General features: G+C 62.4%; 11 protein-coding genes and 1 pseudogene. 3 read left to right on the top strand and 9 right to left on the bottom strand.

Annotated features, from left to right (window positions below; translation table 11 throughout):
• Positions 1-300 (bottom strand): annotated as a pseudogene (locus tag AC5E6N_RS12670) (urea ABC transporter permease subunit UrtB); the annotation flags it as partial.
• A gap of 64 nt (positions 301-364) precedes the next feature.
• Positions 365-1,624, bottom strand: coding sequence for an urea ABC transporter substrate-binding protein (urtA, locus tag AC5E6N_RS12665; RefSeq protein ID WP_491748152.1), 1,260 nt, complete (start codon positions 1,622-1,624; stop codon positions 365-367).
• A 411-nt stretch (positions 1,625-2,035) separates the two neighbouring features.
• Between urtA and AC5E6N_RS12660 the strand changes: the two genes are divergently transcribed.
• Both AC5E6N_RS12660 and AC5E6N_RS12655 read left to right on the top strand, forming a co-directional pair.
• Positions 2,036-3,052: a LacI family DNA-binding transcriptional regulator gene (locus tag AC5E6N_RS12660; RefSeq protein ID WP_491748150.1), complete on the top strand. Its 1,017-nt coding sequence runs from the start codon at positions 2,036-2,038 to the stop codon at positions 3,050-3,052.
• A gap of 123 nt (positions 3,053-3,175) precedes the next feature.
• Positions 3,176-4,663 carry an NAD-dependent succinate-semialdehyde dehydrogenase gene (locus AC5E6N_RS12655; protein WP_491748149.1) on the top strand — a complete coding sequence of 496 codons (1,488 nt, stop codon included), beginning with the start codon at positions 3,176-3,178 and terminating at the stop codon, positions 4,661-4,663.
• Positions 4,664-4,713: 50 nt separating this feature from the next.
• Here AC5E6N_RS12655 and AC5E6N_RS12650 read toward each other — a convergent pair whose 3' ends face one another.
• A complete protein-coding gene (locus AC5E6N_RS12650; RefSeq protein ID WP_491748148.1) occupies positions 4,714-5,898 on the bottom strand; it encodes an amino acid aminotransferase in 1,185 nt (394 codons plus the stop codon).
• The gene (locus AC5E6N_RS12645; protein ID WP_491748147.1) at positions 5,891-9,352 is read right to left on the bottom strand and encodes an indolepyruvate ferredoxin oxidoreductase family protein; all 3,462 of its coding nucleotides are present in this window, start codon (positions 9,350-9,352) and stop codon (positions 5,891-5,893) included. Before AC5E6N_RS12645 ends, AC5E6N_RS12650 begins: the two co-directional genes overlap by 8 nt.
• A 140-nt stretch (positions 9,353-9,492) precedes the next feature.
• Here AC5E6N_RS12645 and AC5E6N_RS12640 point away from each other — a divergent pair, with 140 nt between their 5' ends.
• The gene (locus tag AC5E6N_RS12640; protein WP_491748146.1) at positions 9,493-9,951 is read left to right on the top strand and encodes an Lrp/AsnC family transcriptional regulator; all 459 of its coding nucleotides are present in this window, start codon (positions 9,493-9,495) and stop codon (positions 9,949-9,951) included.
• A 12-nt stretch (positions 9,952-9,963) separates the two neighbouring features.
• Here AC5E6N_RS12640 and AC5E6N_RS12635 read toward each other — a convergent pair whose 3' ends face one another.
• Genes AC5E6N_RS12635 through AC5E6N_RS12615 form a run of 5 tightly spaced genes read right to left on the bottom strand, consistent with a single transcriptional unit; the run spans position 9,964 to position 14,002 of the window.
• Positions 9,964-10,416 carry an SRPBCC family protein gene (locus tag AC5E6N_RS12635; RefSeq protein WP_491748145.1) on the bottom strand — a complete coding sequence of 151 codons (453 nt, stop codon included), beginning with the start codon at positions 10,414-10,416 and terminating at the stop codon, positions 9,964-9,966.
• Positions 10,417-10,445: 29 nt separating this feature from the next.
• Entirely contained in the window at positions 10,446-11,078 is a 633-nt protein-coding gene (locus tag AC5E6N_RS12630) for a nucleotidyltransferase family protein (protein WP_491748144.1), read from the bottom strand.
• 5 nt (positions 11,079-11,083) lie between these two features.
• Positions 11,084-11,923, bottom strand: a complete 840-nt coding sequence (locus tag AC5E6N_RS12625; protein WP_491748143.1) for an XdhC family protein — start codon at positions 11,921-11,923, stop codon at positions 11,084-11,086.
• A 10-nt stretch (positions 11,924-11,933) separates the two neighbouring features.
• Positions 11,934-13,124, bottom strand: a complete 1,191-nt coding sequence (locus AC5E6N_RS12620; protein ID WP_491748151.1) for a vWA domain-containing protein — start codon at positions 13,122-13,124, stop codon at positions 11,934-11,936.
• Positions 13,124-14,002 carry an AAA family ATPase gene (locus AC5E6N_RS12615; RefSeq protein ID WP_491748142.1) on the bottom strand — a complete coding sequence of 293 codons (879 nt, stop codon included), beginning with the start codon at positions 14,000-14,002 and terminating at the stop codon, positions 13,124-13,126. Before AC5E6N_RS12615 ends, AC5E6N_RS12620 begins: the two co-directional genes overlap by 1 nt.
• Between the last annotated feature and the right edge of the window lie 17 nt (positions 14,003-14,019).

The raw sequence follows: 14,019 nt of genomic DNA, 5'->3' as shown, positions 1-14,019 counted from the left end.
CAGCGTTTCCACTTCGGCTGAGGTCAACGGATCGCTCAGAACAAGGTCCGATCCGGATTTCTCGGCAAGAAAGACTTTCTTGTCGGACTTTCGATAATAGAGCGAGCCGTCCCTGAGAGCTTCGAGAACAGGAACGGCCCGCGCGTCGCCGGTTTCGGATATGGCCTCGATCTGAGCAGCGCGGTCCTTCAGTTTTCCGGTCGCCAGCGCGTCGATGCGTTCGATTAACCCATCGTCGGCACCGGCGGCGGAAAACAGCATTGGGAGGATGAACAGTGCGGCAATAAATCGTTTCAGCATAACCCTGAGCCAGCGGCGCATTCTGTCGGAGAGCGGCGGGCATCAACGCCCGCCGCCTGCAGCGTCAGCTTCCCTTGCCGCCGCAGGTCGAGGTCTCGACGTTGAAGTTTCCGCACTCCAGCGGCTTGCGCCAGTCGGAAATCAGCTTCGCGGAATCCGGAAGGTAGTCGGACCAGGCGTCGCCCGCGACCAGCCCGTCGGTCTGGTCGACGATGTCGAACTGACCGTCTTCCTGGATTTCGCCGATCAGCACCGGCTTGGTGATGTGGTGGTTCGGCATCATGGTCGAGTAGCCGCCCGAAAGGTTGGGCACGGAAACACCGATGATCTCATCGATCACTGTGTCGACGTCGGTCGTGCCGGCTTTCTCGACCGCCTTAACCCACATGTTGAAACCGATATAGTGTGCTTCCATCGGGTCGTTGGTGACGCGGTCCTTGTCGCCGGTGAACTCTTTCCAGGTCTCGATGAAGGCGTCGTTTTCGTCCGATTCCACCGACTGGAAGTAATTCCATGCGGCCAGGTGCCCGACGAGCGGCGCGGTGTCGAGGCCGGCCAGTTCCTCTTCGCCGACCGAGAAGGCGACAACGGGAATGTCGGTTGCCGAAATGCCCTGATTGCCGAGCTCCTTGTAGAAGGGCACGTTGGCGTCGCCGTTGATGGTCGAAACGACGGCGGTCTTCTTGCCTTCGGAACCAAAGGCCTTGATGTCGGCGACGATGGTCTGCCAGTCGGAGTGACCGAACGGCGTGTAGTTGATCATGATGTCGTCTTCGGCCACGCCGTTCGACTTGAGGTAGGCCTCAAGGATCTTGTTGGTCGTGCGCGGATAGACATAGTCGGTTCCGGCAAGCACCCAGCGTTCGACTTCCTCGTTCTCCATCAGGTAATCGACGGCGGGAATTGCCTGCTGGTTCGGCGCGGCGCCGGTGTAAAAGACGTTGCGCTGGCTTTCCTCGCCTTCGTACTGCACCGGATAGAACAGAATTCCGTTCAGTTCCTCAAAGACCGGAAGGACGGATTTGCGGCTGACGGATGTCCAGTTTCCAAAGACGGCGGCGACCTCGTGGACATCGAGAAGTTCACGGGCCTTTTCGGCAAAGAGTGGCCAGTCCGAAGCGGGATCGACGACAACGGGTTCCAGCTTTTTACCCAAAAGGCCGCCCTTTTCGTTCTGCTCCTCGATGAGCATGAGCATGACGTCCTTCAGCGTCGTTTCCGAAATGGCCATGGTTCCGGACAGGGAATGAAGGATACCGACCTTGATCGTGTCCTCGGCCATGGCCGCGGTGGATGCCGTCATACCGGCAACAACAGCGGCCATTCCGAAGGACCGGCTTCGGTTTTTCAGAGTGGTCATTCTGATCTCCGTAGAAGTATTTGCACCGGAGACCGCCCCGCAGGAATCGTGCCAGACTCGATTTGTTTATTGTCGGGAAATGTTAACTTTTTGTTTTTTATTTATTTATCCGTGTTTTTCCTTTTGGCGGACAATGGATCTCAGCGGTTTTGCGGGCGTCAAATTTTGTGCATTCAAAAACGGTGCTTATTTTTTGTGCGGTGCGGTATGGTCAAATATTATGCACTGCCGCCCCATCCGTCCACGTGCGGACCATGTTTTGCGCGAAGCCCGGACGAGTGGTTTTGCAATCGATTACAAGTCAGCTATAAGGGCGGTCTCGAACCATGATGTCCGGCCCGGCCTTACGGCGCGGGAGCCAAAGCGAAAGCCGGCATGAACCAGCGGACCAAGATCAAGGATATTGCCCGCGTCGCGGGTGTCTCGACAGCAACGGTGTCACGCGCGCTGAGCGATTCCTCGCTCGTTACGGAAGCGACCCGGGAGAAGGTGCGCGAGGCCGCCAGTCAGCTCAACTACCGGGCCAATGTGCGGGCGCGCAATTTGCGCATTCAGAAATCGATGGCCGTATTGCTGGTGGTGCGCAATATGAGCAACCCCTTCTATCTGGAGATTTTCAAGGGTGTCGAGGCGATTGCCCGGGCGGCCGGCTACGTTCTGCTGATGGGCAACACGGAAGACGATCCGGAGCGTGAGGCCGAGTATTTCGACATGCTTCACGACGGGCAGGCCGACGGCATGATCCTGATGACCGGCGCGGTTCCTTCGGATCATGTCGTTTTGCGGCCGGCAAGCGGGCTGGCGCCGATCGTCGTGGCGCTGGAGGCGGTGGAAGATTGCGGTCTTGCGCATGTGCAGATCGACAACCGCGCCGCCGCAAAAGAGGCTGTGAATTACCTTCTGTCGCTGGGTCACCGGCGCATCGCGCATATTTGCGGGCCCTTGCCCGAGATTCTCGGCCGCCTTCGGCTCGACGGTTATCGCACGGCGATGGCCGAGGCCGGCCTGGAAATTCCCGATCATTTCGAACCGGTCGGCGATTACTCCAGCCAGAGCGGCCGCGAGTGCTGCGCCAGCCTGTTCGATCGTGACGAGCCGCCGACCGCGATTTTCGCGGCCAATGACGAGATGGCGTTCGGCGCCATCGGCGAATTGCGGCGGCGCGGCCTGAGCGTGCCGGAAGATGTCTCGGTGGTCGGGTTCGACAATCTTTTCATCAGCGAGAGCTACAGTCCGGCGCTCACCACGGTCAACCAGCCGCGCATCGAGATCGGGCAGACGGCGATGACCATGCTTCTCGACATCATTTCGGCCCGGCAATCGACACCGCAGACCATCGAAATGCCGACCGAACTGGTGGTTCGCCAGTCGACCGGGCCGGCTCCGCTCTAGCGGCGCGCCGGACAGGATCATTTCTCAAAAGCCGTCCTTGCTTTGACGCGTGCAATGGTCAATACACGTGGCCAAAGGCGCAGCGCCGCTTGCCGAGATTATGCGTGATCGTGGAGACCCGTTATGAGCATTTCCGATAAACTCCTTTCCAGACTGTCGGACCCGACGCTTCTGAAGCCTGCCGGCCTTGTTGGCGGCAAGTGGGTTGTCGAAGCCGACAGCGGACGGCATTTCGATGTCACCAATCCGTCAACCGGCGAGGAGATCGCCAGCCTGCCGGATATGGGCGCCCAAAACACCCGCCGGGCGATCGATGCCGCGCATGAGGCTCAGAAGGGCTGGGCGGCGATGACGGCCAAGGAACGCGGTGCCATCATGCGCCGGCTCTACGAGCTGCAGCTGGAAAATGCCGACGATCTGGCGATCATCCTGACGATGGAGATGGGCAAGCCCGTTGCCGAGGCGAAGGGCGAAATCGTTTATGGCGCATCCTTCCTCGAGTGGTTCGCGGAAGAGGCCAAGCGGGTTTATGGCGACACCATCCCCGGCCATCAGGCCGACAAGCGTATCGTCGTCGTCAAGCAGCCGATCGGGGTCGTCGGCGCGATCACCCCGTGGAACTTCCCCAATGCCATGATCACCCGCAAGATCGCGCCGGCGCTCGCGACCGGCTGCACGGTGGTCGTCAAGCCGGCCGAGCAGACGCCGCTCTCGGCCATCGCGTTCGGCGTCCTGGCGGAGCGCGCCGGCATGCCCGCCGGCGTCCTCAACCTGATTGTCGGCGAAGACGGTCCGGCCATCGGCCGCGAGCTTTGCGACAACGACAAGGTGCGCAAGCTGACATTCACCGGCTCGACGGAAGTCGGGCGGATCCTCATGCGCCAGTGCTCCGACCAGATCAAGAAGGTCGGGCTTGAGCTGGGCGGCAATGCGCCGTTCATCGTGTTCGACGACGCCGATATCGATGCGGCGGTCGACGGGGCGATGATCTCCAAATACCGCAATGCGGGCCAGACCTGCGTGTGCGCCAACCGAATCTATGTCCAGTCCGCCGTTTACGACGAATTTGCCGAGAAGCTCGCCGTCAAGGTGCGCGAGCTCAAGGTGGGAGACGGGTTCGAGGAGGGTGTCACGACCGGCCCGCTGATCGACGGCCAGGGTCTGGCAAAGGTCGAAGAGCACGTTGCCGACGCCCTGTCGGGCGGCGCGACGGTGCTGACCGGCGGCAAGCCGGACGCCCATGGCGGCACGTTCTACGAGCCAACCGTGCTGACCGGCATCACCAGCGACATGAAGGTGGCGCGCGAGGAAACCTTCGGGCCGGTCGCTCCGCTGTTCCGCTTCGATACGGTCGAAGAGGTGATTGAACTGGCGAACGCGACCGAGTTCGGCCTGGCGTCCTATTTCTATGCCCGCGATCTGTCGCGCGTGTGGACGGTCGCCGAAGCGCTGGAATACGGCATGGTCGGCATCAATACGGGCCTGATCTCGGCCGAGGTCGCGCCGTTCGGCGGCGTCAAGCAGTCGGGCCTCGGGCGCGAAGGCTCGAAATACGGCATCGAGGATTTCGTTGAGATCAAATATCTCTGCTTCGGCGGCATCGGCGGCTGAGCGAACCGGTCGGCAGGAACCGGGACGGGGCCGCAAGGCCCCGTTTTGTGTCAGTCGGCCACCGAGACAATCGCCCGGGCAAGATCGTCGAGCCTGTCGCCCGGCAGGCCGGCGATGTTGATGCGGCTGTCGCCGACGATATAGATGCCGTGCTCGTTGCGCAGCGTGTCGATCTGGTCCGGGCCGAGGCCGAGGCGCGAGAACATGCCTTTCTGCCTGGCGATGGAATCGAAGCGCGAGCTGTTGGAGGCGCGGCGCAAAGCGTCGGCAAAGTCCTGGCGCAGGCCTGTCATGCGCGTGCGCATGGTTTCAAGTTCGGCCTTCCAGTCCGCTTTCAGACCGTCATCCTCAAGAACGATGCGAACCGCCGCCGCGCCGTGGTCGGGCGGCATGGAATAGACGCTGCGCGTCACCGACAGAAGCTGACCGAACGCCGTATCGAGCCGCGCGGTATCGGTGCCGACCAGCATCGCAGCTCCGACCCGCTCGCGGTAGACGGCGAAGTTCTTCGAACAGCTTGCCGCAATCGCGCATTCGGGCACCGTCTGCGCCAGCAGCCGGATCCCGGCGGCGTCCTCCTCCAGCCCGTCGCCAAAGCCGAGATAGGCAAGGTCGACAAACGGAAACAGGCCCTTGTCGCGACAAAGCTCCGCCACGGCTTTCCACTGATCGGGGGACAGGTCGGCGCCGGTGGGGTTGTGGCAGCAGCCGTGCAGGAGCAGGATGTCGCCGGCCTCCGCCTCGCTCAGCGCCGCGATCATCTCGTCGAAACGGATCGATCCGGTTTCGGCGTCGTAATAGGGATATGATTTCGGCTGCAGTCCGGCGTTTGTCAGAAGCGGCATATGGTTGGGCCAGGACGGGTCGGACAGCCAAAGGGTTGTGCCGGGGCGGGCGCGGTTGAGCATCATGGCGATGATGCTGAGCGCGCCCGAGCCGCCCGGAGCCTGACAGACCCGGTACCGGTCCGGCGAGACCGCATCGCCAAGGATCAGTTCCCCCATACGGGCGCAAAATTCCTTATCGCCCTGAAGGCCGACATAGGTCTTTGTGGTCTGCTGATCATAAAGACGCTTCTCGGCCGCCCGGATCGACCGCATGACCACGGTATCGCCGTGCTCGTCCTTGTAGACGCCGACGCCGAGATCGGTCTTGTTGTCGCGCTCGTCTTCGCGAAACTGCGCCATCAATGCGAGGATCTTGTCGGGCGGTGCCGGTTGCAGGGTTTCAAACATGGTCGGGTTCCTGTTGTGATACGTCACCGGTCAGTTTGGCGAGGCCGACTGCCATTTGCGTTTTGACCTTTGCTATCGCGTCTTCCTTCACAGGTCCATAGCCGCGTATCTGCATCGGCAGTTCGAAGAGTTCGCGCCAGGTCTCCGCGGTGTCCGCGGTGACGTTTTGCAGGCCCTTGCCGATGATGTCCTCGAACCAGACGATAAGCTCCCGTTCGATGCGCCGGTCATGACCGTAGCCGAAGGGATCGAAAGCGGTTCCGCGCAGCCGTTTCATGCGCGCCAGCACATGAAACGCCGGCAGCATCCAGGCTCCGAAGCGCCTCTTGCGCGGCCGGCCGCGCGCGTCCAGACCCGAATTGAGGAAGGGCGGCGCCATATAGTAATTGACCTTGAAGTCGCCGGAGAAGCGGTCTTTCAGGGTCTTCATGAACCGGGGATCGGCGTGCAGGCGCGCCACCTCATATTCGTCCTTATATGCCATCAGCTTGAACAGGGAACGGGCGACCGCCCGCGTTATTCCCTCAGCGCCGGTATTTTCTTCCGTTGCCAGGACGGTATCCATCAAGGTGCGGTAGCGCGCGGCATAGGCCTCGTCCTGATAATCGGTCAGGAAGGCCGCGCGTCGCCCGATGATCTCGTTCAGCGACCCCTCGGCCTCCGGCCTCTCGTCGGCGTCGGCGGGCAGCAGCTCCGGCCGGGCAAAGGCGATCCGGCCCCATGAGAAGGCCTGTTTGTTTGCGTCCACCGCAACATCGTTCAATTCGATGGCGCGCATCAGCGCTGCGTGCGAGATCGGCACCACACCGCTCTGCCAAGCGTAGCCGAGCAGCACGATATTGGCGAATACGGTGTCGCCGAGCAGCCGTTCGGACAGGCGGTTCGCATCAAGGCTCGATATATTGGCGGCGCCGACGGCGTCTTCGATTTCCCGCCGGCGCAGATCGACGGCAAGGCTGGCATCGCGGTGACGGACGATATCGCCGGTCGGGGATTCGGCCAGGTTGATGACGGTCCTCATGCCGGGTCTGTAGGTGCGGGAAGCTTTGGGTGATGTCGAGACGACGATATCGCCGCCGATCAGTGCGTCGGCCGCGTGATCGTCGATGCGCACCTGATTGATATCGCCCGGTGCGGCGGCAAGGCGAATGAAGCTGAGGACAGGGCCGAATTTTTGCGCAAATCCGGTGAAATCCAGAACCGAGGCGCCCTTTTCCTCAAGATGGGCCGCCATGGTAATCAGCGCGCCCACGGTGACCACGCCGGTTCCGCCGACACCGGTCACCAGGAGGTTGTACGGGCGCTCCAGCGAGATCATATCGGGCTGCGGCAGATCGGCCGCCAGTTCCTCGGCATCTTCCTTCGCCGCGGATCCCCGGCGGCGCTCCGCGCCCTCGACCGTGACGAAGCTCGGGCAGAAACCGTCGAGGCAGCTGAAATCCTTGTTGCAGGACGACAGGTTGACCCGGCGTTTGCGGCCGAATTCCGTTTCCACCGGTTCGATGCTCAGGCAGTTGGATGCGACGGAGCAGTCGCCGCAGCCCTCGCAGACCAGCTCGTTGATGACGGCGAAGCGCTTCGGATCCTCCATCTGCCCGCGTTTGCGCCGCCGGCGCTTTTCCGTCGCGCAGGCCTGTTCGTAGATCAGCACCGTCACGCCCTCGATCTCGCGCAGTTCGCGTTGCACGGCGTCGAGCGCGTTGCGGTGATGCAGCGTCGTTGCCGGCGGGAAGTCGGCAAGGGTGAATTTGTCCGGCTCGTCCGAGACAAGGGCGATGCGCTCGACACCTTCGGCCCGGACTTCGTGGGCAATGGCTTGGACGGAGATGGGGCCGTCGACGGGCTGGCCGCCGGTCATGGCGACGGCGTCGTTGAAGAGGATCTTGTAGGTGATGTTGGCACCGGCGGCGATGGACTGGCGGATCGCCATGGAGCCGGAATGGTAATAGGTGCCTTCGCCGAGGTTCTGGAAGATATGGCCCTTTCCGGTGAAGCGGGAGGAGGCCGCCCAGTTGACGCCTTCGCCGCCCATCTGGATGAGCGAGGTGGTCTCGCGGTCCATCCAGCTCGCCATGAAGTGACAGCCGATGCCGGCGAGCGCCTTCGAGCCTTCCGGCACCCTAGTCGACGTATTGTGCGGACAGCCGGAGCAGAAATAGGGCGTGCGGGTGGCGCCTTCGACGGCGATGGGCGCGAGCCGGTTTTCAAGCAGACCGCGTGCTCTTTCGGAGAACTTGCCGGTGCCGAAGACCAGGTCGAGGCGGCCGGCGACGATGGGTGCGAGTTGCAGCGGTGACAGCTCGCCGGTCCACGGAACCAGCCGCTCGCCATTCTCGTCGCGCTTGCCGACCATGTGATCGGGCTTGTCGCCGGGGTAGTCGTAGAAATACTCCTTGAACTGGCTTTCGAGAATGCCGCGCTTTTCCTCCACCACCAGCACTTCGCGCTTGCCGCGCACGAAGGCGAGGGCATCCTGGCGCGCCAAAGGCCAGACCATGCCGACCTTGTAGATGTCGACACCGAGCTCGCGGCAGGCCTGTTTGTCCAGTCCGAGCAGGCGCAACGCCTCCATGAGGTCAAGGTGGCCCTTGCCGGTCGTCACGATGCCGAAGGTTGCATCGTCATTGTTGTAGATGCGCCGGTCGATGGGGTTGGCATGGGCAAAGGCGAACACCGCCTGCTTCTTGGCCTCCATCCGCTCCTCGATCTGCGGTCCGGGCAGATCCGGCCAGCGGTAATGCAGCCCTGTGGGCGGAATTTCGAAAGCGGGCGTCGTAAAGACCCGGTCCGGCCGAATATCCACGGAGGCCGCCGATTCCACGGTTTCGGATACCGCCTTGAAGCCGACCCACATTCCGGAGTAGCGGCTGAGCGCGTAGCCGTATTCGCCGAATTGCAGATATTCGCCGACGCTGGCCGGGTTGAGCGTCGGCATGAACCAGGCCATGAAGGCGACGTCCGATTGATGCGGCATCGACGATGAAACGCATCCGTGATCGTCGCCGGCGACAACCAGGACGCCGCCGCGCGGTGAGGAGCCGTAGGCATTGCCGTGTTTTAGGGCATCGCCCGCCCGGTCGAGGCCCGGCCCCTTGCCGTACCAAAGGCCGAAAACGCCGTCGACGGTGCGGTTCGGATCGGTCTCGACCTGCTGCGAACCGAGGACGGCGGTGGCTGCGAGGTCCTCATTGACCGCCGGCAGAAACTCGATGCGGTTTTCGGCAAGCAGGTCGCCGCAGCGCCACATCTCCAGATCGACGCCGCCCAGCGGCGAGCCGCGATAACCGGATACGAAACCGGCGGTGTTGAGGCCGGCACGGCGATCGCGTTGCGCGTGGTCGAGCACAATCCTTGTGATGGCCTGCGTGCCGGTCATATAGACCCGGCCGGACCGCCGCCGGAACCGGTCCTGCAGGCTGTATTGCATCAGCGGCATCGGTGCGTGAATGTTCATGACGCATATCCCCGAATTTGTTATTTGTACCATTTTACCCGGGTATTAGCGGTTATTCTGTCCAGTTTATTTGTATGTCAGGGATTTTTCGGATAAATTATCCCGAAATCAGCCAAATTTTGAAATGAACGGAGAGATTTATGCGGCTCGACAAACACGATCGCCAGCTGCTCAGGGAACTGCAGAAGGACTGCCAGATCACCAACCAGGCGCTGGCCGACAAGGTGGGCCTGTCCGCATCCGTGTGCTGGCGGCGGGTCAACGCGCTGGAAAAGTCGGGCATTATCCGGCGCTATTCGGCAATTGTCGACGGCCCCTCGGCGGGGCTGGGCTTTCAGGCCATCGTCTATGTCTCATTGGTGCGGCACGAGACCGGACGCCTGCAGGACTTCATTGCGGCCGTTACGCAGCGCGAGGAAGTGCTGGAATGTCTGGCGACGACGGGAGATGCCGATTATCACCTGCGGGTGATCTGCGAGGATCAGGCCGCCTACAACCAGCTGCTGGAGGATTTTTTGTTCCAGCTGCCGGGCATAGCGCATGTGAAGACCAGCCTTATCCTCAAGGAGATCAAATCGCAGGCCTATATCCCCGTGTGAGGGAACGGCCGATCAGGCCGGCGCGCCCTCCTCGACGACGGCGGCGAAATTGGTGAAAAACTGACCGGCCAGTTTTTTCGAGGTCGAGTCGATCAACCGGCTGCCAAGCTGGGCGAGTTTGCCGCCGATATCGGCGTTGACATCATATTTCAGGATTGTGTCCTCACCGTCCTCGGTGAGTTGCACGGTCGCGCCGCCCTTGGCAAAACCTGCCACGCCGCCCTTGCCCTCGCCGCTGATCGTGTAGCTTTCCGGCGGTTTGAGATCGGACAGTTCAACCGTGCCCTTGAAGCGCGCTTTCACCGGCCCGACCCGCAAAAGGACCGTTGCGGTCATCTCCGTTTCGGAGATCATTTCGAGCTCTTCGCAGCCCGGAATGCACTGCTTGAGGACTTCGGCGTCATTGAGCGCGTCATAGACGACCTGGCGCGGCGCGCGGATGCGTTGAGAGTCGTGCATTTCCATGGGGCGTATCCTTGTAACTTTTGAGAGGTTCAGCCGCAGCAGGGAGCGGCGGGGCGTTGGAAGGCGACCGCGCGGCCGTAATCCGCCGCCGTATCGATGTCGCGGACGAATGCGGAATTGTTCATCTCCGCCGCATGCACATCGGCGGGACGGTTGTCGATGAGGTGCCTGCAGCCGGTGCGCAGTCCGCCACGCGCGGCATCCGCGCAGAGCCGTTGCGGCAGGATCACCGGATTGCCGCGCTCGCCGAGGAACTGCGGGACGATGATCTTCCGGGAGGCCCTGCCGGCAAAAAGCCCGGCGAGGCTGCGGTAGTCCTGCGCCTGGAGGTAAGGCATGTCGGCAAGGGCAATCATGACACCCGCCGCCGGCGGTCCGGTTTTGCCGGAAAGGGCGTCCAGCCCGCAGGTGACCGACGACATCTGTCCGGCCTCATAATCGGGATTGAAGACGATATCGATCCTCATGCCGTCCAGGGCGTACCGCACAGCCCTGGCGTCATGGCCGGTCACGGCGGTCAGGGTTCGGCAGCCGGACGCCAGGATCGTGGCTGCCGTGTGCCGGACCAGCGGAACGCCGTCAAAGGGAAGAAGCAGCTTGTTTTCATCGCCCATGCGCCTCGACAGGCCGGCGGCGAGCAGGGCAACATCTATGGTGTTCATCGGGTTCATGCCTGACCGGCCACTTCCCGCACATTTTGCGCGGTGTCGTCCAGTTGCCCCTTGCGCCTCAGCGCTATGACCTCGCCCATGATGGACAGGGCGATTTCCTCCGGCTCGACCGCCTGGATATCAAGGCCCGCCGGCGCGTGGATGTCATCCGCGCGCATCCGCGGTCCGGATCCTTGCGGCAGTTCGGATATCAGCGAGGCAAACTTGCGGCGGCTCGCCACCATGCCGATATAGCCGGCCTCCGATGCCAGCGCCGCCTTGAGGGCGTCGCGGTCCCGGCGGCCCTGCGTCGAGAGGATCAGGGCGTCCGCCGGTCCGGCCTGCGCCGCGGCCTTTGAGAAGTCGTCATACACCGTATCGGCATCGGCCATGTCGCCGGGTTCGCCCTGCGGCGCGCCGACGATGGTGCGGTAGCCGATGGCGCCGGCAATCGCGATCAGCGTGCGGGCGATGGGAGACGATCCCAAAATGATCAGGCGCCGCGTGGCCTTCATGGGTTCCAGAAAAATCTCGACCGTGCCGCCGCTGGGGCAGGAGGATTTGTGCAGCGTGGTGCCGTCCGTATCGATCGGCGCGACGACCTCGTCCTTCGGCTTGATGCGGATCATCTTGGGTTGCTGCGTGTCGAGAGCCAGCAATGCTTCCTTCCGGACAGCGCCGCTGACGCAATTGCCGCCGAGGAAACCATGCAGTTCGCCGTCCCCCGTGATCACGGCCTTTGCGCCGGGCTTCGCCGAGGTGGCATCCTTGGTGCGCACGATGGTTGCGACGCAGAAACTCTGTCCGCTGCTGCGGAGCCGTTCAATCAGATCGAGCGTGTTTTCGGAGAGTTTCATGGCGTTCTCGCTAGAGCCGTGCCAGTTCCGGCTCGATCGCCGCCAGGCTTTCAAGCGAATTGGCCGCCGCGAAATGATCGATATGGGGCCGGGCAGCCCGCATGGCGGCGGTGACCGGCGCATAGTTGCGCCAGCCAAGCAGCGGGTTGAGCCAGATGAGGCGCGGAACGTGTTTCTTCAGGCGGGCGAGTTCTTCGGCAAGTTGATCCGGACTGCCGGTGTCGTAGCCGTCGCTGAGAATGATCGCCACCGTTCGGGAATTGGTCAGGCGGCGGGCATAGGTGCGGTTGAAGGTGGCGAGGCTCTCACCGAGCCGCGTGCCGCCGCCGAAGCCTTCCGCCATCAGCGCCAGCCGGGTCATGGCCCGCGCCGAATTGCGGTCGCGCACGGCCTCGGTCACGCGGATCAGGCGGGTATGGAAGACAAAGGCGTCCGAATGCATCCAGGAGCAGACCAGTCCCTTGACGAACTGGAGGAAAAACCGGCTGTAGTGTTTCATCGAACCGGAGACGTCGAGGAAGACGATGATGTGCACCGGCCGGTCGGGCGTGGCGCGCCGGAACAGTTCAATCGGCTCGCCGCCGCGCGGCAGGGCATGGCGGATGGTGCGCCGCAGATCGATACGCCAGCCCTTGCGCGCCATGCGGTGACGTCTTGAAAGGCGGTACCGCATGGCCTGTGCCAGTTGCAATGCCAGCCGTTCGGCTTGCCTGATCTCATCGGGATCGGCGATATGTTTCAAATCCGCCTTGCGGTCGACGGACCGCTTCGCCGAAACGAGGCGGCCGGAGGCATCACCGGATGCATCGTCTTGCGTGTCGCTCTCAATCTGCGGGGCTTCGCTGTCGCCGCGGTGCTCATCGGTCAGATGATCGCGCCACATCGGCGTCTGGCGCAGCGGGTTCTTCACATGCGGCGAGGTTGTGCGTTTCTGATTTGTACGCACCTTGCCCGACGGCAGCCAATAGGCCTCGAACAGATCGTCGAAGCGCAGCCATTCTTCCTTGCTGCCTGTCAGCAGGGTTTTCAACTCCAGCCTCATCTGCGCCATCCGGGTCAATTGCCGCGCTGCCAGATAGGCGGCAATGCGCCCGCACTCCTCAATGCCGACGGTAAAGCCGTTGGCGCGCAGATGATCGATGAAACCGACGATGCGGTCGGTGAGCCGTGTGGCTGCGGTCTGTTCGGCTGCGGCCGCCATCACGCCGCCTTCCCGGCCAGCCGCGAGACCGTTTCCTTCGGAACCGATTTGATGTCGGTCTCGGTTTTCAGCAGGCAGATCATGGTCTCGGTGACCTTCGCGATATCGTCCTGCAGCGATTTGACGCCGAGCCCGCACAGGGCCGCTGCCCAGTCGAGCGTTTCGGCGATGCCCGGTTTCTTCTCAAGGTCTTCCTTGCGCAGTTGCTGCACGAAACCGATGACGGATTGGGCCAGTTTTTCCTCGATGTCGGGCATGCGCGCCTTGAGAATCGCCAGTTCCCGGGCATGATCGGCAAATTCGACATAGGAATAGAGGCAGCGCCGGCGCAGGGCGTCCGACAGCTCCCGCGTTCCGTTGGATGTCAGGATCACGAAGGGTCGGCTTTTTGCCGGAATGGTGCCGAGTTCGGGGATCGTGATCTGGAAGTCGGAGAGGATTTCGAGCAGATAAGCCTCGAACTCCTCATCGGCCCGGTCGATTTCATCGATCAAAAGCACCGGGCTCTTTGGCTGGCAGATGGCCTCAAGCAAGGGGCGGCGCAGCAGAAAGTCCTCGGAAAAGATGTGCTTTTCGATGGCATCGGCCGTCTGGCCGTCATGTTCCCGGGCCCTTATCGCCAGGAGCTGTTTCTGGTAGTTCCACTCGTAGATCGTCGCGCTGGCATCAAGGCCTTCATAACATTGCAGGCGGATGAGCTTCGTATCGAGCGCGCGCGCAAGCGCCTTGGCGGTCTCCGTCTTGCCGACCCCGGCCTCGCCCTCAAGCAGGAGCGGGCGCTGCAGCGACAGGGTCAGTTCCAATGCCGTTGCGAGCGTGTCGTCTGCGACGTAGCCGGCAGATGCCAGCCGGGGTGCGATATCGGTCGAAGTCGTCATCAACGGATCTCAGCAGT

Source organism: Hoeflea sp. (assembly GCF_984452065.1).
The sequence above is the reverse complement of the archived record's forward strand: the minus strand, read 5'-3'. Positions and strand labels throughout refer to the sequence as shown.

What these genes read in the sequence shown, in the direction of transcription:
- urtA (WP_491748152.1), bottom strand. Translation starts at nt 1,624, where the DNA reads ATGGCCGCTGTTGTTGCCGGTATGACGGCATCCACCGCGGCCATGGCC.
- AC5E6N_RS12660 (WP_491748150.1), top strand. Translation starts at nt 2,036, where the DNA reads ATGAACCAGCGGACCAAGATCAAGGATATTGCCCGCGTCGCGGGTGTC.
- AC5E6N_RS12655 (WP_491748149.1), top strand. Translation starts at nt 3,176, where the DNA reads ATGAGCATTTCCGATAAACTCCTTTCCAGACTGTCGGACCCGACGCTT.
- AC5E6N_RS12650 (WP_491748148.1), bottom strand. Translation starts at nt 5,898, where the DNA reads ATGTTTGAAACCCTGCAACCGGCACCGCCCGACAAGATCCTCGCATTG.
- AC5E6N_RS12645 (WP_491748147.1), bottom strand. Translation starts at nt 9,352, where the DNA reads ATGAACATTCACGCACCGATGCCGCTGATGCAATACAGCCTGCAGGAC.
- AC5E6N_RS12640 (WP_491748146.1), top strand. Translation starts at nt 9,493, where the DNA reads ATGCGGCTCGACAAACACGATCGCCAGCTGCTCAGGGAACTGCAGAAG.
- AC5E6N_RS12635 (WP_491748145.1), bottom strand. Translation starts at nt 10,416, where the DNA reads ATGGAAATGCACGACTCTCAACGCATCCGCGCGCCGCGCCAGGTCGTC.
- AC5E6N_RS12630 (WP_491748144.1), bottom strand. Translation starts at nt 11,078, where the DNA reads ATGAACACCATAGATGTTGCCCTGCTCGCCGCCGGCCTGTCGAGGCGC.
- AC5E6N_RS12625 (WP_491748143.1), bottom strand. Translation starts at nt 11,923, where the DNA reads ATGAAACTCTCCGAAAACACGCTCGATCTGATTGAACGGCTCCGCAGC.
- AC5E6N_RS12620 (WP_491748151.1), bottom strand. Translation starts at nt 13,124, where the DNA reads ATGGCGGCCGCAGCCGAACAGACCGCAGCCACACGGCTCACCGACCGC.
- AC5E6N_RS12615 (WP_491748142.1), bottom strand. Translation starts at nt 14,002, where the DNA reads ATGACGACTTCGACCGATATCGCACCCCGGCTGGCATCTGCCGGCTAC.